13 protein-coding genes and 2 tRNA genes are annotated in these 20,045 nt (G+C 71.8%); 11 read left to right on the forward strand and 4 right to left on the reverse strand.

Going from position 1 to position 20,045, the window contains the following annotated elements:
- Positions 1-49: 49 nt before the first annotated feature.
- The 5 genes from H1A17_RS04070 (at position 50) to H1A17_RS04090 (ending at position 9,183) form a co-directional block, all read left to right on the forward strand.
- A complete protein-coding gene (locus tag H1A17_RS04070) occupies positions 50-1,492 on the forward strand; it encodes an alkaline phosphatase family protein (RefSeq protein WP_194821099.1) in 1,443 nt (480 codons plus the stop codon).
- Positions 1,489-2,556, forward strand: a complete 1,068-nt coding sequence (locus tag H1A17_RS04075) for a polyprenyl synthetase family protein (RefSeq protein ID WP_145921230.1) — start codon at positions 1,489-1,491, stop codon at positions 2,554-2,556. The genes H1A17_RS04070 and H1A17_RS04075 overlap by 4 nt, the downstream gene beginning before the upstream one ends.
- Before the next feature lie 648 nt (positions 2,557-3,204).
- Positions 3,205-6,006 (forward strand): carbohydrate-binding protein, encoded by a 2,802-nt coding sequence (locus H1A17_RS04080; protein WP_228542902.1) that lies wholly within the window; start codon positions 3,205-3,207, stop codon positions 6,004-6,006.
- Positions 6,007-6,067: 61 nt separating this feature from the next.
- Positions 6,068-7,780: a ThuA domain-containing protein gene (locus H1A17_RS04085; RefSeq protein WP_194821100.1), complete on the forward strand. Its 1,713-nt coding sequence runs from the start codon at positions 6,068-6,070 to the stop codon at positions 7,778-7,780.
- Positions 7,781-8,172: 392 nt separating this feature from the next.
- Positions 8,173-9,183 (forward strand): sugar phosphate isomerase/epimerase, encoded by a 1,011-nt coding sequence (locus H1A17_RS04090; RefSeq protein WP_145921227.1) that lies wholly within the window; start codon positions 8,173-8,175, stop codon positions 9,181-9,183.
- Between the two features lie 54 nt (positions 9,184-9,237).
- Here the strand turns inward: H1A17_RS04090 and H1A17_RS04095 are convergent, their stop codons facing one another.
- A complete protein-coding gene (locus H1A17_RS04095) occupies positions 9,238-9,621 on the reverse strand; it encodes a hypothetical protein (protein WP_145921226.1) in 384 nt (127 codons plus the stop codon).
- A gap of 292 nt (positions 9,622-9,913) precedes the next feature.
- On the opposite strand from H1A17_RS04095, the gene H1A17_RS04100 reads away from it, so the two are divergent.
- From H1A17_RS04100 to H1A17_RS04115, 4 genes are all read left to right on the forward strand, one after another.
- A tRNA-Asn gene (locus H1A17_RS04100) sits at positions 9,914-9,986 on the forward strand.
- A 200-nt stretch (positions 9,987-10,186) separates the two neighbouring features.
- Positions 10,187-12,313: an MMPL family transporter gene (locus H1A17_RS04105; protein ID WP_194821101.1), complete on the forward strand. Its 2,127-nt coding sequence runs from the start codon at positions 10,187-10,189 to the stop codon at positions 12,311-12,313.
- Positions 12,303-13,544: an NAD(P)/FAD-dependent oxidoreductase gene (locus tag H1A17_RS04110; RefSeq protein WP_145921224.1), complete on the forward strand. Its 1,242-nt coding sequence runs from the start codon at positions 12,303-12,305 to the stop codon at positions 13,542-13,544. Before H1A17_RS04105 ends, H1A17_RS04110 begins: the two co-directional genes overlap by 11 nt.
- Before the next feature lie 154 nt (positions 13,545-13,698).
- Positions 13,699-13,772 (forward strand) — tRNA-Ile (locus tag H1A17_RS04115).
- A 75-nt stretch (positions 13,773-13,847) separates the two neighbouring features.
- Here the strand turns inward: H1A17_RS04115 and H1A17_RS04120 are convergent.
- Positions 13,848-15,161, reverse strand: a complete 1,314-nt coding sequence (locus H1A17_RS04120; protein WP_194821102.1) for an NAD(P)/FAD-dependent oxidoreductase — start codon at positions 15,159-15,161, stop codon at positions 13,848-13,850.
- A 74-nt stretch (positions 15,162-15,235) separates the two neighbouring features.
- Here H1A17_RS04120 and H1A17_RS04125 point away from each other — a divergent pair, with 74 nt between their 5' ends.
- Both H1A17_RS04125 and rox read left to right on the forward strand, forming a co-directional pair.
- Complete coding sequence (locus H1A17_RS04125) at positions 15,236-15,679, forward strand: MarR family winged helix-turn-helix transcriptional regulator (RefSeq protein ID WP_194821103.1); 444 nt, start codon at positions 15,236-15,238, stop codon at positions 15,677-15,679.
- A gap of 241 nt (positions 15,680-15,920) precedes the next feature.
- Entirely contained in the window at positions 15,921-17,381 is a 1,461-nt protein-coding gene (rox, locus tag H1A17_RS04130) for a rifampin monooxygenase (protein WP_145921221.1), read from the forward strand.
- A gap of 8 nt (positions 17,382-17,389) precedes the next feature.
- Here the strand turns inward: rox and H1A17_RS04135 are convergent, their stop codons facing one another.
- A complete protein-coding gene (locus H1A17_RS04135; protein WP_228542903.1) occupies positions 17,390-18,226 on the reverse strand; it encodes a metalloregulator ArsR/SmtB family transcription factor in 837 nt (278 codons plus the stop codon).
- A 176-nt stretch (positions 18,227-18,402) separates the two neighbouring features.
- Positions 18,403-19,791 carry a PHB depolymerase family esterase gene (locus tag H1A17_RS04140; RefSeq protein ID WP_145921220.1) on the reverse strand — a complete coding sequence of 463 codons (1,389 nt, stop codon included), beginning with the start codon at positions 19,789-19,791 and terminating at the stop codon, positions 18,403-18,405.
- Between the last annotated feature and the right edge of the window lie 254 nt (positions 19,792-20,045).

The following is a 20,045-nucleotide window of genomic DNA, read 5'->3' on the forward strand; positions in this document are numbered from 1 at the left end:
CCGGCACGACGAGGTGCCACCGCCGCGCCGGGCGCAGCGAGGTGTCGGCATGAGCCGCCGGCTGGTGGTGCTGGACGTGGTCGGCCTGACCCCCCGGCTGCTGGCCCACATGCCCCGGCTGCGTGCCGTCGCCGAGCAGGGGTTCTCCGCCGGACTGGGCACCGTGCTGCCGGCGGTGACCTGCTCGGCGCAGGCCACCCTGCTGACCGGTGAGCAGCCGTCCGGGCACGGCATCGTCGGCAACGGCTGGTACTTCCGCGACCTCGGCGAGGTGCTGCTGTGGCGGCAGCACCACGCGCTGGTCGGCGGGGAGAAGGTGTGGCAGGCGGCCCGCCGGGTCGAGCCCGGCTACACGGTGGCCAACGTCTGCTGGTGGTACGCGATGGGCGCGGACGTCGACTGGACGGTCACGCCCCGCCCGATCTACTACGCCGACGGGCGCAAGGAACCGGACTGCTGGACCGACCCGCCGGAGCTGCGCGACACGCTCACCGACGCGCTGGGCACCTTCCCGCTGTTCACCTACTGGGGGCCGGGCGCGGGGCTGCCGTCGTCCCGGTGGATCTGCCGGGCGGCCGAGCGCATCCTCGCCGACCACGCCCCCGACCTGACCCTGGTCTACGTCCCGCACCTGGACTACGACCTGCAACGCTTCGGCCCGTCCTCGCCCCGGGCCGCCGCCGCGGCGGCGGAGCTGGACGCGGTGCTCGCCCCGCTGCTGGACGCCGCGCGGGCCGCCGACGCGACGGTGGTGGCGCTCTCCGAGTACGGCATCACCGACGTCTCCCGCCCGGTGGACGTCAACCGGCTGCTGCGTGCCGAGGGGCTGTTGCGGGTCTACACCCAGGACGGCATGGAGTACCTGGACCCGTGGACGTCGCGGGCGTTCGCCGTGGCCGACCACCAGGTCGCCCACGTCTACGTGAAGGACCCGGCGGACGTGGCCGCGGTGGCGAAGCTCTGCGCCGGGCTGCCCGGGGTGGCCGAGGTGCTGGACGCCGAGGGCAAGGCGGCGGCGGGGCTGGACCACGAGCGGGCCGGTGAACTGGTGCTGGTGGCCGAGCCGGACTCCTGGTTCACCTACTACTACTGGCTCGACGACGACCGCGCCCCGGACTTCGCCCGGAACGTGGAGATCCACCGCAAGCCCGGGTACGACCCGGCGGAGCTGTTCTTCGACCCGGCCGCGCCGGGTGCGGCGAGGCGGCGGGCGGGGGTGGCGCTGGCCCGCAAGAAGCTCGGCATGCGCTACCTGATGAGCGTGGTGGGTCTGGACGCGGGGGCGCGGGCGGTGCGCGGTTCGCACGGCCGGTTGCCGGCCGATCCGGCGGACGGCCCGGTGCTGCTCTGCTCCGACCCGTCGCTCGCCCGGGACACCTTCGCCGCGACCGAGGTCAAGGCGTTGCTGCTGGACCTGGCCGGGCTGGGGGCGGGTGCCGACGGGGCGTCCACGGCCCCGACCGGCCCGCCGGGCGCGGGGGAGCGGCGGTGACGCTCACCGCCGCCCCGACCGACGCCAGTGAGCTGCGCACCCGCTTCGACGCCGAGCTGGTGGCGTTCCTCGACCGGCAGGGCCCGGACTGGCCGGACGGTGCCCCGCGCGGCATCTTCTCCGCCCTGCACCGGTTCGTGCTGGCCGGCGGGAAGCGGTTGCGTCCGCTGTTCTGCTACTGGGGTTGGCGTGGGGCCGGGGGCGTGGACGACCGCCCGATCGTGGTGGCTGCGGCGGCGTTGGAGCTGTTCCACGCGTTCGCGCTGATCCACGACGACATCCTGGACGGCAGCGACCACCGCCGGGGCGCGCCGTCGGTGCACCGGGTCTTCGCCGAGCTGCACACCCGCTCGGCGTGGCGCGGCGACCCGGAGACGTACGGCCGCAACACCGCGCTGCTCTGCGGGGATCTCTGCGCGGCCTGGTCGGACCAGATGTTCCACGAGTGCGGGATGACCTCCGCGCAGATCTGGCAGGGGTACCGGGTCTTCGCCCGGATGCGCACCGAGGTGATCGCGGGGGAGTACCTGGACCTGGTCTCCGGGGTCGGGGACGGCTCGGTGGCCAGCGCGCTCACCGTGATCCGGATGAAGGCGGCCCGGTACACGGTGACCCGGCCGTTGCAGATCGGCGCGGCGCTGGCCGGGGGCCCGGCGGAGCTGATCGCCGCGCTTGTCGACTTCGGCGATCCGTTGGGTGACGCGTTCCAGCTCCGCGACGACGTGCTGGGTGTCTTCGGTGATCCGGCGGTGACCGGCAAGTCGATCCTGGACGACCTGCGGGAGGGCAAGCCGACGGTGATGATGGCGATGGCCCGCGACGCCGCCGACCGGGCCCAGGCCGCCCGGCTGCGGGACCTGTTCGGCAATCCCGAGCTGGACGCGGCGGGCGCCGCCGAACTGCGGACGATCATCGAGGCGACCGGGGCGCGGGAGAAGATCGAGCGGTTGATCCGGGTCCGGGCCGACGCCGCCCGGGTCGCGCTCGCCCAGGTGCCGTTGGCGGAGCCGGCCCGTGCCGCGCTGGCCGCCCTGGCCGATCAGGCCGTGCACCGGCAGCACTGAGCCGTCCCGCCCCGGCCCCTGCGGTGGTCCGGAGGGTGCACCCCGGCGCGGTGGGACCGGCAGGAGTCCGGCGCGGCGGCCGGTCTTTCATCAGATGAATGTGGATTCCCGTGCGGGTGGGTCGGCCCGGTGTCGCCAGCCGGCGACACCGGGCCGGGGCAGGTGGTGGCCACCCGGGGGGTGGCACTTCTTGTCACTGTCCGGTGACCCGCAGGTCGTCACCCGGGCCGACCGGCCCGCTGTCGTCGGGCGCGGTGCCGGGGAGGGCGGCCGGGGCGCGGGCTTCATCTGATGAAAACCCACAACGGTGGGCAGAGGGTATGGACATTGATATAGGTCACCATTAATGTTTGTGGCATCACGGGCATGTTTCGTCAAGGTGAACCGGCGGCGCGGTAACCCCTCGGCGAGCGACCTTCCGCTGGGCGGTTCGCGCCCCGGCCGAGGGTTCGGACCGGCCGACCGGGGCACCCCCGGCCGCCCGGCCTGCCCTGCCACACCCCACCACTCCACCCCACCACCCGGCATCCGGCGCGGCGGCACGCGTCCCGCCCTGGCCGTGATCCGTCAGGAAGGGACAGCCCTCCAATGTCCACAAAGGACCCCACCGGTCACCGTTCCCGACGGTGGCTACCCTCCGCGACCGCAATGCTGCTGGCCGTCACCGCCGGCACGGTCGCCGCCACCACCGGCCCGACCGCGCCGGCCGCCGCGCACACCATCAACGCCAGCGACTTCCAGCAGGTCGAGCTGGCCCGTGGCGTCAACGAGATGGGCGAGCCCATGTCGCTCGCCGTGCTGCCGGACCGGTCCGTGCTGCACACCGCCCGCAACGGCACGGTGCGGCGCACCGACTCCGCCGGCGTGACCCGGGTGGTCGGCACGATCCCCGTCTACACCCACGACGAGGAGGGGTTGCAGAGCCTCGGGGTCGACCCGGACTTCGCCAGCAACCGGTTCATCTACCTCTACTACGCGCCGCCGCTGTCCACCCCCGGCGGCGACGCGCCCGCCACCGGCAGCAACTGGTCGGCCTGGCAGGGCGTCAACCGGTTGTCCCGGTTCACCCTGAACAGCGACTTCACCCTCAACCAGGCCAGCAAGGTCGACGTGCTCGACGTCGGGACCGACCGGGGCATCTGCTGCCACGTCGGCAGCGACATCGACTTCGACGCCGCCGGGAACCTCTACCTGTCCACCGGCGACGACTCCAACCCGTTCGACTCCGCCGGCTACTCGCCGCTGGACGAGCGCACCAACCGCAACCCCGCCTACGACGCCCAGCGCAGCGCCGGCAACACCAACGACCTGCGCGGCAAGCTCCTGCGGATCAAGATGAACCCCGACGGGACGTACTCGATCCCGAGCGGGAACCTGTTCCCCCCGGGCACCGCGAAGACCCGCCCCGAGATCTACGCGATGGGCTTCCGCAACCCGTTCCGGATCAGCGTCGACAAGGCCACCGGCGTCGTCTACGTCGGCGACTACGGCCCGGACGCCGGCAGCACCAACGCCAACCGGGGCCCCTCCGGCCAGGTCGAGTTCAACCGGGTCACCGGCCCCGGCAACTACGGCTGGCCGTACTGCACCGGCACCAACACCACGTCCGAGACGTACAACGAGTGGAACTTCGCCAGCAACTCCACCGGCCCCAAGTTCAACTGCACCGGCGGGCCGACCAACAACTCGTTCCGCAACACCGGCCTGGGCACCCTCCCGCCGGCCAAGCCCGCCTGGATCAGGTACGGCGGGGACGCCGGCAGCCCCGCCGCGTTCGGCGGCGGCTCCGAGTCCCCGGCCGCCGGCCCGGTCTACCGGTACGACCCGAACAACCCCTCGGTGACGAAGTTCCCGCAGACCTTCGACGGGCAGTTCTTCGCCACCGAGTTCGGCCGGGGCTGGGTCAAGCCGATCCACCTCAACAGCGACGGGTCGCCCGGCACCATCGACAGCTTCCCCTGGACGGGCAAGCAGGTGATGGACTCCGCGTTCGGCCCCGACGGGGCGTACTACCTGCTCGACTACGGCACCGGCTACTACAACGGCGACGCCAACTCCGCCCTGTACCGCTTCGACTACGTCGGTGGCGGCAACCGGGCGCCGATCGCCCGCGCGACGGCCGACCGCACCTCAGGCCCCGCGCCGTTGACCGTGAACTTCTCCTCGGCCGGGTCCACCGACCCCGAGGGCGGGACGCTGACCTACTCGTGGGCGTTCGGCGACGGCACCACCTCCACCGCGGCCAACCCCAGCAAGACGTACACCGCGAACGGCGCGTACACCGCGACGCTCACCGTGCGGGACCCGCAGGGGGCGACCGGCACCAGCAGCGTGACCGTCAGCGTCGGCAACACCGTCCCGACGGTCACCATCAACAGCCCCGGCGACGGCTCGCTGTTCTCCTTCGGGGACACCGTGCCGTTCAGCATCACCGTCACCGACCCCGAGGACGGCACGATCGACTGCACCAAGGTCAAGATGACCTACGTGCTCGGCCACGACCAGCACGGCCACCAGATCACCTCGGCCAACGGCTGCTCCGGCACGATCACCATCCCGGTCGACGGTGAGCACGACGAGGCGGCGAACATCTTCGCCATCTTCGACGCCGAGTACACCGACGCCGGTGGGCTCACCACGCACACCCAGCACACCCTCCAGCCCCGGCGGCGGCAGGCCGAGCACTTCAAGACCTCGTCCGGCATCGCCACCTTCGACAAGACCCCCGCCGAGGGCGGCAAGACCGTCGGCAACATCGAGAACGGGGACTGGATCGGGTTCTCCCCGTACCAGCTCGGCAACGTCACCTCGTTCACCGCCCGGGTCTCCTCGGCCGGTGCCGGCGGCACCGTCCAGATCCGCGCCGGCTCGCCCACCGGCACCGTGCTCGGACAGGCCACCGTGCCGGTCACCGGCGGCTGGGACGTCTTCACCACGGTCACCGGCACGGTGTCCGGCGCGCCCACCGGCACCACCACGCTCTACCTGACCTTCGCCGGTGGCAGCGGACTGCTCTACGACCTGGACGCGTTCACCCTGAACACCGGCACCACCCCACCGCCGACCAACGGCACCGGGCCGATCAAGGGCCTGGCCGGCAAGTGCCTGGACGTGCGCAACGCGGCCACCGCCGACGGCACCCAGGTGCAGATCCTCACCTGCAACGGTGGGGCCGGGCAGACCTGGACGGTCACCCCGAACGGCCCGATCAAGGCGCTGGGCAAGTGCCTGGACGTCAACGGCGGCGGCACCGCCAACGGCACCAAGATCCAGCTGTGGAGCTGCACCGGCGGCAGCCCGCAGGTCTGGTCGGCGCAGACCGACGGGACGCTGCGCAACCCCGCCTCGGGCAAGTGCCTGGACGTCTCCGGGAACAGCTCGGCCGACAGCACCGTGGTCCTGCTGTGGACCTGTAGCGGCGCCGCCAACCAGAAGTGGACCCTGCCCTGACCTGACGGGCGCGGGACCGGCGGTGTCCGGTCCCGCGCCCCCCGGCGTACTGGAGCACGACATGAGACTCCTCCGACCGATCCTCGGCGCGGCCACCGCCGTCCTCGCCGTCCTCGCCTGCACCGCCCCGGCCACCTCGGCGACCGCCGCCGACGCCGCCTACGACGTGCTGGTCTTCTCCAAGACCGCCGGATTCCGGCACGACTCCATCGCGGTCGGCACCCAGGCCATCCGCGACCTGGGGGCGGCGAACAACTTCACCGTCACCGCCACCGAGGACGGCGGCCAGTTCACCACCGCCAACCTCGCCCGGTTCGAGGCGGTGATCTTCCTCAACACCACAGGTGACGTGCTCAACGCCAGCCAGCAGAGCGCCTTCGAGTCGTACATCGCCGCCGGCGGCGGGTACGTCGGCGTGCACTCCGCCGCCGACACCGAGTACGACTGGCCGTTCTACGGCAACCTGGTCGGGGCGTGGTTCGCCTCCCACCCGGCCATCCAGCAGGCCACCGTACGGGTGGAGGACCGCGCGCACGCGGCCACCGCCCACCTCGGCCCGACCTGGCAGCGCACCGACGAGTGGTACAACTACCGCACCAATGCCCGCTCCACCGCGCACGTGCTGGCCAACCTCGACGAGTCGTCGTACTCGGGGGGTGGGATGGGGGCCGACCACCCGCACGTCTGGTGCAAGACGTACAACGGCGGCCGGTCGTTCTACACCGGCGGCGGCCACAACCAGTCGGCGTACTCCGAGCCGGCCTTCCGCTCCCACCTGCTCGGCGGCATCCGGTACGCGGCCGGTCGGACGAAGGCCGACTGCCGGCCCGAGACCGGCTACACCGCGCTCTACAACGGGTCCACCAACGGCTGGTCGCAGGCCGGGCCGGGCAGCTTCACCAACTCCAACGCCACCCTCAGCTCGGTCGGCGGGCTGGGCATGCTCTGGTACAGCGCGAAGCAGTTCACCAACTACTCGCTCAAGCTGGACTGGAAGGTCGACGGGGACGACAACTCCGGTGTCCTGATCGGGTTCCCGCCGTCGAGCGACCCGAACTCGGCGATGGACAACGGCTACGAGGTGCAGATCGACGCCACCGACACCGCCGACCGGACCACCGGCTCGATCTACTCGTTCCAGGCCGCCGACCAGGCCGCCCGGGACGCGGCGCTGAACCCGCCGGGGGAGTGGAACACCTACGAGCTGCTGGTCGAGGGGGAACGGCTCCAGGTCTTCCTCAACGGGGCGAAGATCAACGACTTCACCAACACCAACCCGGTCCGCTCGCTCGCCGGCCACATCGGCATCCAGAACCACGGCACCGGTGACGACGCCTCGTTCCGCAACATCCGGATCAAGGAGCTGGGCGGCACCACGCCGACCAACGGCACCGGCCCGATCAAGGGTCTGGCCGGCAAGTGCCTGGACGTGCGCAACGGCGCCACCGCCGACGGCACCCAGATCCAGATCTTCACCTGCAACGGCAGCGCCCGGCAGACCTGGACGGTCACCCCGAACGGCCCGATCAAGGCGCTGGGCAAGTGCCTGGACGTCTCCGGTGGCGGCACCGCCAACGGTACGAAGATCCAGCTGTGGAGCTGCACCGGTGGCAGCCCGCAGGTCTGGTCGTCCCAGTCCGACGGCACCCTGCGCAACCCCGCCTCCGGCAAGTGCCTGGACGTCTCCGGCAACAACTCGGCCGACAACACCGTGGTCCTCCTCTGGACGTGCAGCTCCTCCGCCCCCAACCAGAAGTGGACCCTCCCCCAGTAACCCCACCCCACCCCACCCCGCCCGCCACCCGCCGGCCGTGGGCCGGGCTGAGCATCGGTGATCAAGAGGTTTGCGTCACGACGGGGCCACCCGCGTGACGCAAACCTCTTGATCGTCGTGGGCGAGCGAGCGAGCGAGCGAGTGGGCGGGCGGGAGGAGGCGGGGACGCACGGGTGGGTGGGGGAGAGGGGTTTCGTGGGGGGTGGGGTGGGCTTAGAGTGGTGGGCGGCGACCCGTGGGTGGCCGGTGACCCGACGGGAGGCGCAACCCGTTGGGCCCAGGTGCGTGTGCACCCACCGGTGACCCGGCACGGCCGTCGACGTACCGGCCCGGCCCGGTCACCCTCGCCCCGGTCAGCTCAGGAATCCCCACCACAACAGGGGAGACAGACGATGGCGCGACCGATCACGCTCTTCACCGGCCAGTGGGCCGACCTGCCGTTCGACGAGGTCTGTCGACTCGCCTCCGAATGGGGCTACGACGGGCTGGAGATCGCCTGCTGGGGCGACCACTTCGAGGTCGACAAGGCGCTCGCCGACGACTCGTACGTCGAGCGCAAGCGGGAGACGCTGGCCAAGCACAACCTGAAGGTCTTCACGATCTCCAACCACCTGGTGGGTCAGGCCGTCTGCGACCATCCGATCGACGAGCGGCACCAGGACATCCTGCCCGCCCGGATCTGGGGCGACGGCGAACCCGAGGGGGTACGCCAGCGGGCCGCCGAGGAGATCAAGGACACCGCCCGTGCGGCGGCGAAGCTCGGCGTGGACACGGTGGTCGGCTTCACCGGGTCGTCGATCTGGCACACGCTGGCGATGTTCCCGCCGGTCCCGCCGGCGATGATCGAGCGCGGCTACCAGGACTTCGCCGACCGGTGGAACCCGATCCTCGACGTCTTCGACGAGGTGGGGGTGCGGTTCGCCCACGAGGTGCACCCCAGCGAGATCGCCTACGACTACTACACCACCAAGCGGACGCTGGAGGCGATCGACCACCGGCCCGCGTTCGGGCTCAACTGGGACCCGTCGCACTTCGTGTGGCAGGAGCTGGACCCGGTGAACTTCATCTTCGACTTCGCCGACCGGATCTACCACGTCGACTGCAAGGACGCGAAGGTGCGCACCGGGGACGGTCGGCGCGGCCGGCTCGCCTCCCACCTGCCCTGGGCCGACCTGCGGCGCGGCTGGGACTTCGTCTCCACCGGCCACGGTGACGTGCCCTGGGAGGACTGCTTCCGGGCGTTGAACGCCATCGGGTACACCGGGCCGATCTCGGTGGAGTGGGAGGACGCCGGGATGGACCGGCTCGTCGGTGCGCCGGAGGCGCTGGAGTTCGTCCGCCGGCTGGCGTTCGACGCCCCGACGGCGGCGTTCGACGCGGCGTTCAGCAGCGGCAAGGACTGAGACACCCGTCGGGCCGGTCGCCACGTGGCGACCGGCCCGACGACGTACGGACGATCAGAGGGTGCTGCCGTTGGCGCCGGTGCCCGGCGCCTTGGGCTTAGGGGTGGTGGTGGTCGAGCTGGTCGGGCTGACGCCCGACTTGGCGCCGACGGTGGCCGGCGTGCCGGCGAAGGCGTCGTCGGCCGGGGTCAGCTCGGGCTTGCCGCCGTTGCCGGTGTGCAGCTTCTCGCCGAGCCTGGACTGGCCGAGCTTGTCCTTGCCCTCGCTGTACAGGCGGGTGGCCTGGGCCTGTGCGACCCCGGCCGCCTCCTGGACGGTCGGGTGGTCGAGCACCTTGCGGCCCCGCACGACCAGCTCCTCGTACTTCTCCCGGCCGGCACGGGCGCCCAGGACGAAGCCCGCAGCCAGCCCGCCAAGAAACATGATCTTTCCGCGCATGGCGGCTCCTTCCGTACCTGACGCTCCCGTCGCTCCCGCCGGTGGTGCCCGGTCGGGACCGACCATCGTCGCGCCCCACAGTTTTCTCGGTCGACAGCTAACTACCCATCCTGCTCCGCGCTCATACCTGGTTGTGCCGGGATGACGAATTGTCCGCATTGTGAGCGTCGATCGTTCGGGCGGTGGCGCGGCGGTCGAATGCGGTAACCCCCTGGACCGAACCCCCCCGAAGTCCTGTACTCTTGTGCCGTCGCCGAGCGCCGGAGAGATCCGGTACGACGCGGCGAAGCAGTCCCCCGTAGCTCAATTGGCAGAGCAGCCGGCTGTTAACCGGCAGGTTTTTGGTTCGAGTCCAAACGGGGGAGCCCAGTCTTCCACTCCCGCCCGTCGGCCCCGCCGACGGGTTTTTCCGTATCCCGGCCCCGCTGCCGATGCCCCGCGCCGCCGCGAAGAGGACCGGATGGGCGGTTTCGGCCCCCGAGGGCGTACCCGGGCGGCAGGATGACGGATGTCGACCTGGACTCCCGCCGCGTCGACCGGTGCGTCGACTGAGGGGTGGACCGGGATGGCCGGTGGACGGGGCCGGGGCACGGCCACGCTGATCGCCGTGGCGGTCGTCCTGGCCTGGCTGGTCGTCGGCGGCATCGCCGGACCGTACGCCGGCAAGCTGGGCGACGTCGCCACCAACGACAACGCCGCCTTCCTGCCCGCCGACGCCGAGGCGACCCGCGCCCAGGACCTGGCCGCCGGCTTCGTCGCCCGACCGACCACCCCCGCCCTGGTGGTGTACGCGCGCAGCACCGGCATCACCGGTGCCGACAAGGAACGGGCGGTCGCCGACAGCACCCGGTTCGCCCAGGTCAAAGGGGTGGTCGGGCCGCTGCCCCCACCGATCGCCAGCCAGGACGGCCAGGCCCTGCAGGTGGTGGTGCCGATCGACGACGCCGAGGGCGAACAGATCGGCCAGGTGGTCGACGAGTTACGGAGCATCGCCGGGGGCGACCGCGACGGGCTCACCGTGGACGTCGCCGGCCCGGCCGGCCTGCTCGCCGACCTGATCAAGGTCTTCTCCGCCATCGACGGGCCCCTGCTGCTGGTCACCCTGGTCGTGGTGCTGATCATCCTGCTGGTCGTCTACCGCAGCCCGGTGCTGTGGATCTTCCCGCTGCTGGCGGCGGGGATGTCGTACGCGCTGGCGTCGGTCTTCGTCTACCAGCTCGCGAAGCACGACGTGATCAAGCTGAACGGGCAGGCCCAGGGCATCCTCACCGTGCTCGTCTTCGGCGCCGGCACCGACTACGCGCTGCTGCTGATCGCCCGCTACCGGGAGGAACTGCACCGGCACGAGCGCCCCTGGGACGCGATGCGTACCGCCTGGCGGGGTGCCGCCCCGGCCATCGCCGCCTCCGGGGCCACCGTCATCGTGAGCCTGCTCTGCCTGCTGCTGTCCAGCCTCAACTCCAACCGGGCGCTCGGCCCGGTGGCCGCCATCGGCATCGCCGCCACCCTGCTGGTGATGCTGACCTTCCTGCCCGCGCTGCTGGTGCTCGGCGGCCGGTGGGCGTTCTGGCCGCGTACCCCCGGGGTGGACCGGGCGGACCCGCAGGCCGAACACGGGGTGTGGGCCCGCATCGCCCGCTTCGTCGCCCGCCGGGCCCGGGTGGTGTGGCTGACCACCGCCGTGGTGCTGGCCCTGCTCACCCTCGGCCTCACCCAGCTCGGGGCCACCACCCTCGGTCAGTCCGAACTGTTCGCCAACCGCACCGAATCGGTCGCCGGGCAGGAGGTGATCGCCCGGCACTACCCGGGCGGCACCGGCAGCCCGGCGACCATCTTCACCCGGCAGCAGACCGCCGGGCAGGTCGCCCAGGTCGCGCAGGGCGTGCCCGGGGTGGCCGCCGTGCGCCCGGTGACCGGGCGGGACCAGACCGGCCCGCCCGACCCGAACGCCCCACCCCTGGTGGTCGACGGACGCGTGCAGCTGGAGGCGACCCTGACCGACCCGCCGGACAGCGACGCCGCCGCCCGGACCATCCGCAACCTGCGCGAGGCGGTGCACCGGGTGCCCGCCGCCGACGCCGTGGTCGGCGGGTTCACCGCCATCGACGTGGACACCTCCGACGCGTCCACCCGGGACCGCAACGTCATCATCCCCGTCGTCCTCGTGGTGATCACGGTGATCCTGGCGCTGCTGCTGCGGGCGCTGGTCGCGCCGGTGCTGCTGATCGCGACGGTGGTGCTGTCCTTCCTGGCCACCCTCGGGCTCTGCGCGCTGGTCTTCACCTACCTGCTGGACTTCCCCGGCGTGGACGCGTCGTTCCCGCTGTTCGCCTTCGTGTTCCTGGTCGCCCTCGGCATCGACTACAACATCTTCCTGATGAGCCGGGTCCGCGAGGAGTCCGCCCGCCGGGGCACCCGGGCCGGGGTGCTGGCCGGGCTCACCGTCACCGGCGGGGTGATCACCTCGGCCGGTATCGTGCTCGCCGCCACCTTCTCGGCGCTGGCCGTACTGCCGTTGGTGGTGCTTGTCGAGTTGGGTGTGGCGGTCGCCGTCGGGGTACTGCTGGACACCATCGTGGTCCGCTCGCTGCTGGTGCCCGCCCTGTCGTACGACATCGGGCCCACGGTGTGGTGGCCGAGCCGACTGTCCCGGTCGGCGCGCGACGACGCGGAGGTGGCACATGGTCGCTGAGACGGACGTGGTGATCGTCGGCGGTGGTCTCGCCGGGCTGGCGGTCGCCCGCCGGCTGCACCGGGCCGGGGTGCCCTGGCGGCTGCTGGAGGCCGGCGACCGGATCGGCGGCCGGGTCGCCACCGACACCGTCGACGGCTACCTGCTCGACCGGGGCTTCCAGGTGCTCAACACCGCCTACCCGAGGCTCGGCACCCTGCTCGACCTAGGCACCCTCGACCTGGGCTGGTTCACCTCCGGGGTGCTGGTCCGCCGCGGCGACCGGCTCGACCGGCTGGTACACCCGCTACGCGAACCCGGCGGCACACCCGCCACCGTGCTCGCCGGCGTCGGCTCGCTGCCCGACCGGCTCCGCTTCGCCGCCCTCGCCACCGGCTGCGCGACCCTGCCGGCGCACCGGTTGCTGACCGCGCCGGAGACCAGCAGCGAGACCGCCCTGCGCCGGGCCGGGCTGTCCGACACCATCATCGAGGAGCTGATCCGGCCGTTCCTGTCCGGCGTGCTCATCGACCGGGAACTGGAGACCTCCAGCCACGTGCTGGCGATGATCCTGCGGTCCTTCGTCCGGGGCCGGATCGGCCTGCCCGCCCGGGGGATGGCCGCGCTGCCGCAGGCCATCGCCGCCCCGCTGCCCGCCGACCTGATCACCTGCGACACCCCGGTCACCTCGGTCGCCCCCGGCCGGGTCCGCACCCCGGCTGGTGAGATCACCTGCCGCGCCGTCGTGGTCGCCGCCGACCCGACGGCGGCGACCACGCTGCTGCCCACCCTGCCCCGGGTACGCACCCACAGCTACACCACCTACTACCACAGCGCCCCCCAGCCGCCGCTCGACGAACCGGTCCTGCTCGTCGACGGCGACCGGCGGGAACTCGTCGCCAACACGGTGGTGGTCAGCCGGGCCGCGCCGTCGTACGCCCCGCCCGGCCGGCACCTCGTGGCGACCTCCGTGGTCGGCCCCACCGCCCCGCCCGAACCGACGATCCGCGCCGAACTGGACCGGCTCTACGGACGCTCCACAGCGGACTGGGAACACCTGACCACGGTGTCGGTCCCCGAGGCGCTGCCCGCCGCGCCACCCCCGCAGGGGCGGCTCCGCAAGCCGGTGGCGCTCGGCGGAGGGATCTTCGTGGCCGGCGACCACCGGGACAGTCCGTCCATCCAGGGGGCGCTGGCCAGCGGCTGGCGTACGGCCGGATCGGTGCTCGCGGAACTGCGCGCGGCGGGCTGATTCCGGTGCTCGCGCAACGCCGGTTCGGGTGCATCCGGATCGACTGCTGACTGTTATTCTCGCGTAGCCCATCGTGCCGATCGGTGTCGGTGGGCGGGCCGGTTCGGTGGTGGCCGGTGGCCAGCCGGGCGGGTTACGATCCGGCGCGGTATCGGGGGCGGTAGCTCAGCAGGTTAGAGCAGTGGACTCATAATCCATCGGCCACGGGTTCGAGTCCCGTCCGCCCCACCCGAAACGGATGTCCGAGCGGGGCGCACGGCCGCCGAAGCGCAGGCCAGGGCGGCGCACCCGCACGGGCGCTGGTCAGTCCTGGCCGCCGCGGTACTCGTACAGGCCGTCGATCATCCTGCGTTTGAGCGCCGGGACCCGGTCGACCAGGCGCAGGTAGCCGCGCATGCCGGCCAGCGCGACGCGACCCAGCACTGGCTTGTGGACCAGGGCGTCGGCGGTCATCTGCTCCCGGGAGTCCCGGACGGCCTGGAAGCCGTACTCGATCATCCGGGTTTCGTAGTCGTGGACGGCCTCGACCAGCCCTTTGCGCCCGTCGCGGACGAGCGTCAGCTCGTCGGTCAGGCGCTGCGCGTCCCGCAGCGCGGTGTTGGCGCCGACGCCCCGGCCCGGCGTCATGGTGTGGATGGCGTCGCCGAGCAGGGTGACGTTCGTGCTGGGCCAGGCCGGGATCGGCACCGAGGTGCGGATGGTGATGGCGAACGCGGTGCTCGGGTCGCCGAGGGTGAACAGCTGGCGCAGCCGGGGGCTCCACGTCGGGGTCATCCGCAGGACGAGGCGGATGAGGTCGTCGCCGCCGTACGTCATGATGTCGGCCGGGAGCTTGTCGGCCGCCGCCGCGATGCCCCAGTTGAGGTAGTCGCGGGTGTTGTCGAACAGCAGGCCGGGCCAGCGCGCCAGCAGTTCGTCGTCGTTCCTCGGCCGGCCCTGCTGGTCCCAGGGGAACTCCATCCAGTGCAGGATGCAGGACTTGCCGCCGGGTGCCAGGACCATGCCGATGCCGGGGAAGAACCGCGTCGGTAGCAGCGCCGTGGTCCGGGGTGTCATCGGCACCTTCGCGGCGATCGCGATGATGCCGGTGTCCTCGGTGCGGGCGTGGGGGAGGTACTGCCGGCGTACCGCCGAGTTGACGCCGTCCGCCGCCACCAGCAGGTCGCCGGTGGCGGTGGTCCCGTCGGCGAAGTGGGCGGTGACGCGACCGTCGGCCTGGTGCCGGTAGCGGACGAAGGTCTTGTCGAAGTGGATGACGTCCTGCATGCCGGTGAAGAGCACCTGGCGCAGGGTCATCCGGCTCACCGACCTCTCGCTGTCGACGTCGTCGGTGGCCGGGCGCAGGGGCAGCGCGAGCGTCGGCCGGAGCTGCTCGTCGAAGAACACGAATTGTTCCGGCGCGCGGGCGCAGGTCGCCACGAACGTGCGGTAGAGCTGGTCGGGCAGGCACGCCTTGAGCGCCCGGCTGCCGTGCGGGTCGATGCCGACCCGGTAGCCGTGCAGGCCGTCGCTGCGGGTGCGGTCCCGCTCGTAGACGGCGACGTTGATGCCGGCCCGGCGTAGGCCGTGTGCCAGGCACATCCCGCCGGTTCCGGCGCCGATCACGAGTACGTCCATGTCCCCGCTCCTCTAGAGAATCTGATTACTAGATTATCTAGATACCGTACGGCGGTTGGCTAGAATTTCCCACCATGGGTCTGGCGGAGCAGCTCGGCGAGGCGATGCAGGCGTACCAGCGCGCGGTCGACGTGCTCGACCAGCGCGCCGCCGACCTGCTCGGCCTGAACCGCACGGACATGCGCTGCCTCGAACTGCTGTTCGCGCCGGAGCCGCCGAGCCCCGGCGAACTGGCCGTCGCGGCCGGGATGACGACCGGGGGTGTCACCACCGCGATCGACCGGCTGGAACGCGCCGGCTACGCGACCCGGGAACGCGACACCGCCGACCGTCGCCGGGTGACCGTCCGCCCCACCGAGGCGGCCAACCGGAAGATCGGCGCGATCTACGGGCCGATCGTGACCGACGGACAGGCGTTCCTGCGGCGGTACGACGACGAGACGCTGGCGCACATCCTCGAATTCATCACGCACGCCACGCAGAGCTGTCACGAGCACGCCGAGCGGCTGGGCGGGTAGCCGCCCCCCTCGTCGGGGTGTGCGGCGTCGAGGACGGGGGCTCTGCGGGGGAAACAGCAAAGGCAGGGGATCGGAGCCTCCCTGCCACTTCTAACGTATATCGCACCCCGGGTCTTGTGGCAAGACCCGGGTGCTGGTGCAGAATCTCCACTCGACGCCAGAACCTGGCGAAATCCGAGATTCGCGAAGCATGCGTCGGTATCGACGCATCGGGCAACGCGAGCGGTCGAACGGGGAATCCATGATCGACGTGACCATCGTGGGCGGCGGGCCGACCGGCCTGATGCTGGCCTCCGAGCTGCGGCTGCACGACGTACGGGTGGCGGTGCTGGAGCGCGACGCCGAGCCGACCAGCGTGGTGCGCTCGCTCGGCATGCACGTGCGCAGCATCGAACTGCTGGACCAGCGGGGCCTGCTGGAGCGGTTCCTCGCGCACGGAAAACAGTTCCAGATCGGCGGCTACTTCGCCGGCATCGCCAAGGAGTGGCCGTCGGGGATGGACACCGCGCACGGCTACGTCCTCGGCATCCCGCAGCCGGTCACCGAGCGGCTGCTGGCCGAGCACGCCACCGCCGTCGGCGTCGAGATCCGGCGGGGCAGTGAACTGGTCGGACTCAGCCAGGACGGGGACGCGGTGACCGCCGAGCTGGCCGACGGCACCCGCCTGCGTACCCGCTATCTCGTCGGCTGCGACGGTGGCCGCAGCACGGTGCGCAAGCTGCTGGGTGTCGGCTTCCCCGGTGAGCCCACCAGGAACGAGACGCTGCTGGGCGTGATGGAGCTGACCGCGCCGCAGGACGAGGTCGTCGCGGTGATGACCCGGGTACGTCGGACGCAGCTCCGGTTCGGGGTCGGCCCGGTCGGGGACGGCGAGGGGCTGTACCGCGTCGTCGTACCGGCCGCCGGGGTGAGTGAGGACCGGGCGGTCGCACCGACCATCGAGGACTTCCGGCAGCAGTTGCGGGCGACCGCCGGCACGGACTTCGGGGTGCACTCGCCCCGCTGGCTGTCCCGCTTCGGCGACGCCACCCGGCTGGCCGAGCGGTACCGGGTCGGCCGGGTGCTGCTGGCCGGCGACGCGGCGCACGTGCACCCGCCGCTGGGTGGGCAGGGGCTCAACCTCGGTCTCCAGGACGCGTTCAACCTGGGCTGGAAGCTGGCCGCGCAGGTCGCCGGGTGGGCGCCGGCGGACCTGCTGGACACCTACCAGGCGGAGCGCCGGCCGGTGGCGGCGGACGTGCTGGACAACACCCGCGCGCAGACGGAGCTGATGTCCCTTGAGGCGGGCCCGCAGGCGGTCCGTCGGCTGCTGACCGAGCTGATGGACTTCGAGGAGGTGAACCGGTACCTGATCGAGAAGATCACCGCGATCTCGGTCCGGTACGACCTCGGTGCCGGCCACGACCTGCTCGGTCGGCGGTTGCGGGACGTGGAGCTGAAGCGGGGACGCCTCTACGGGCTGATGCACCGGGGGCGGGGGCTGCTGCTGGACCAGACCGGGGAACTCTCGGTGGCGGGCTGGGCGGACCGGGTCGATCGCGTCGTCGACGTCGGAGAGGAGTTGGCGGTGCCCGCGCTGCTGCTGCGACCCGACGGGCACGTGGCGTGGGTCGGTGCCGACCAGCGGGAACTGCGCGACCGGCTGTCCCGGTGGTTCGGCGTCGCCACCGCGGCCCAGGAACTGTCCGGGTTCAGCCGGTAGGGCCGGCGTCAGGGTGCGTCGGGCCGGGTCGTGCCGTCGCCGCCGCTCTGCTGGGCGGCCCGTAGCGCGGCGTGCATCTCCCAGGGCGCCTGGGGCAGCGCGCGGCCGGTTTCGAGCAGTGACTTCAGGTTGGCCATGACCGCGGGCCAGCCGGCGGAGACCGCGTCGAAGTCCTCGTCGGACGGCAGGTTCACGTGCGTGACGGTCAGCCGGACGATGTCCCGGTGCGGTTCGATGAGGAAGGTGACCGTGGAGGCGTCCGGCCCGGCCTCGGCGTCGACGTCGCCGAAGGTCATGACCAGCCGGGTCGGCGGGGTCGCTTCGAGGACCGTGCCGCCGCCGTCGGCGATGCCCGAGCCGTCGGTGCGCCGGTGTTCCCACCGGGAGCCGGGTCGCCAGTCGGAGACGTTGTGGTGACCCCAGTAGGTGCCGGTCAGGTCGGCGTCGGTCAACGCCTCCCAGACCCGTTCCGGGGTGGCGTGGAGGTAGGTCACGTACACGAAGGTGGGTTTGGTGACGGTCATCTGCGGCTCCTCTGCCTGTCGGCGGATCGCGTCGAGCACCCGTAGCCGGGGTTCCTCGAACGCGGCGATCCAACGCTGCGGCAACTCGTGGATGGGGACCGGGTTGAGGTAGTGCCACCTCTCCCGGCCGCGTCGGACGGCGTTGACCAGATTGGCCTCCTGCAACACGCCGAGGTGTTGCGTCACCGACTGCCGGGTGATGGCCAGTTGGGCACAGAGTTGGCCCAGGGTCTGACCGTCCTCCCGGCGGAGGCTGTCGAGCAACCGGCGACGGGTCGGGTCGGCGAGCGCCTTGAACACCTTGTCCATGTCACCGGCCATGACCAGCATTATGCAGTCATCTGCCTGCCTAATGTCAAGCGTTGCGCCGCCGTCGGCGAGGGAGTCGGGCGCGGAAAGCTCCCCCGCCCGTCACCGGGCGGGGGAGCGGATCATCCGGTACGGGCCACGCGGCCCGTACCGGATGACGGGTCACACCCGGAGGCGGACCGGGACGGTCAGGCGACCGTGCAGGCCGCGCCGTTGAGGGTGAACGAGGAGGGCTTGGCGGTGTTGCCGGTGTGGTTGGCCTGGAAGCCGATGTCGACCGAGCCGCCGGCCGGGATGGTGCCGTTGTAGCTGGCGTTACGCGCCGTCACCTGCCCCGACGAGGGGGAGTAGGTGGCGTTCCAGCCGGAGGTGATGCTCTGCCCGCCGGGCAGCGTGAACACCAGGGACCAGCCGTTCACGGCGCTGGAACCGGTGTTGGTGATGGTCAGGTTCTCGGTCAGGCCGCTGTTCCACGCGTTGACGCTGGCGGTGACCCGGCAGGCCCCGGAGCTGGGCGGCGGGGTGGTGGTCGGCGGCGGGGTGGTCGGCGGGGGCGTGGTGGGCGGCGGGGTGGTGGGCGGCGGGGTGGTCGGCGGCGGGGTGGTGGGCGGCGGCGTGGTCGGGGTGGGGTTGGTCAGGCCGAAGAACTGGAGGGCGACGGCGGCCATCCCGCCGGAGGGCAGGCTGTGCCCCGCCCCCTGGATGCTGTACGCCTCGACCAGGACGTTGCCGCTGCTGTCGGCGTAGCGGCGGCGGTTCCAGCCGGACTGCGGGGTGTCGGTGGAGGTGGGCGTCTGGCTGAGCCCGAACACGTTCGTCCACTGCTCGATGGTCTCCTGGAGCAGCGAGTACGGCACCAGGGTGTCGGCGGTGCCGTGCCACAGCTGCACCTTCGGCCGGGGGCCGGTGTACCCGGGGTACGCCTGCTGGCGGACCGCGTCGCCCCACTGCTGCGGGGTGCGGTTCATGTTCCCGCCGGTGCACTGGCTGGCGCCGGGCGGGTAGTCGGCCGCGTTGGCGAAGCAGTTGTAGGGCACCCCCATGAAGGCGGCGCCGGCGGCGAACACGTCCGGGTAGACCGCCAGCATGTGGTTGGTCATCATGCCGCCGGACGAGCTGCCGGTGGCGAACACCCGGCGGGGGTCGCCGCCGTACTGCCGCTCGGTGTAGTTGATCATCGAGACGATCGACACGGGGTCGCTGCCGCCGCCCCGGCGCTTCGCGGCGTCCGACCAGGTGTCGAAGCAGTTGCCGAAGCCGGCCTGCTGGGTCGCCGACGGGTAGATCACGATGTAGCCGTACCGGTCGGCCAGCGAGGCGAATTCGCTGCTGGAGTAGAAGCCGGGGCCGGTGCCGCCGCAGCCGTGCATGGCCACCACGATCGCCGGGTTGGTCGGGCGGGTGTTCGGCACGTAGATGTGCATCCGCATCCGACCGGGGTTGTCGCCGAAGTTGGTCACCTCGACCAGCGACGCGGCGTACGCCGGCTGGAGCGTCGGTACCACCAGGGCGGCTGCCGCCACGGTGGCGACCAGCGGCGCCGCCAGGGCGAGCAGCAGTTTCCGTCTGATTCTCATGGGCGTGACTCCCTCACAGGTTGAGATCGGCCGCGCGACCGTGCGACACGGGTACGCCCGGATGCCCGTGTCGTCCGCGCTGGCCCACTACGTCCGGCATGCCCTGCCCCGGCCCTAGGGCATTGCATGGCACTTAGTGTTCTCCTAGGTCCGACAAGTGTCAATCGAATGGCCTCGATACACTGGGCGGTCACCGGTTCCGCGCCCGGGTCCACCCCGGACCGCGTTCGGTAGGCGGGCACCGGTGCGCCGTC

Source organism: Micromonospora sp. S-DT3-3-22 (assembly GCF_015354745.1).
Classification (GTDB): domain Bacteria; phylum Actinomycetota; class Actinomycetes; order Mycobacteriales; family Micromonosporaceae; genus Micromonospora; species Micromonospora wenchangensis.

Bases quoted from the DNA above. Each gene is read 5' to 3' on its own strand.
- H1A17_RS04070 (WP_194821099.1), top strand. From the start codon at position 50: ATGAGCCGCCGGCTGGTGGTGCTGGACGTGGTCGGCCTGACCCCCCGG.
- H1A17_RS04080 (WP_228542902.1), top strand. From the start codon at position 3,205: ATGCTGCTGGCCGTCACCGCCGGCACGGTCGCCGCCACCACCGGCCCG.
- H1A17_RS04085 (WP_194821100.1), top strand. From the start codon at position 6,068: ATGAGACTCCTCCGACCGATCCTCGGCGCGGCCACCGCCGTCCTCGCC.
- H1A17_RS04090 (WP_145921227.1), top strand. From the start codon at position 8,173: ATGGCGCGACCGATCACGCTCTTCACCGGCCAGTGGGCCGACCTGCCG.
- H1A17_RS04095 (WP_145921226.1), bottom strand. From the start codon at position 9,621: ATGCGCGGAAAGATCATGTTTCTTGGCGGGCTGGCTGCGGGCTTCGTC.
- H1A17_RS04105 (WP_194821101.1), top strand. From the start codon at position 10,187: ATGGCCGGTGGACGGGGCCGGGGCACGGCCACGCTGATCGCCGTGGCG.
- H1A17_RS04110 (WP_145921224.1), top strand. From the start codon at position 12,303: ATGGTCGCTGAGACGGACGTGGTGATCGTCGGCGGTGGTCTCGCCGGG.
- H1A17_RS04120 (WP_194821102.1), bottom strand. From the start codon at position 15,161: ATGGACGTACTCGTGATCGGCGCCGGAACCGGCGGGATGTGCCTGGCA.
- H1A17_RS04125 (WP_194821103.1), top strand. From the start codon at position 15,236: ATGGGTCTGGCGGAGCAGCTCGGCGAGGCGATGCAGGCGTACCAGCGC.
- rox (WP_145921221.1), top strand. From the start codon at position 15,921: ATGATCGACGTGACCATCGTGGGCGGCGGGCCGACCGGCCTGATGCTG.
- H1A17_RS04135 (WP_228542903.1), bottom strand. From the start codon at position 18,226: ATGGCCGGTGACATGGACAAGGTGTTCAAGGCGCTCGCCGACCCGACC.
- H1A17_RS04140 (WP_145921220.1), bottom strand. From the start codon at position 19,791: ATGAGAATCAGACGGAAACTGCTGCTCGCCCTGGCGGCGCCGCTGGTC.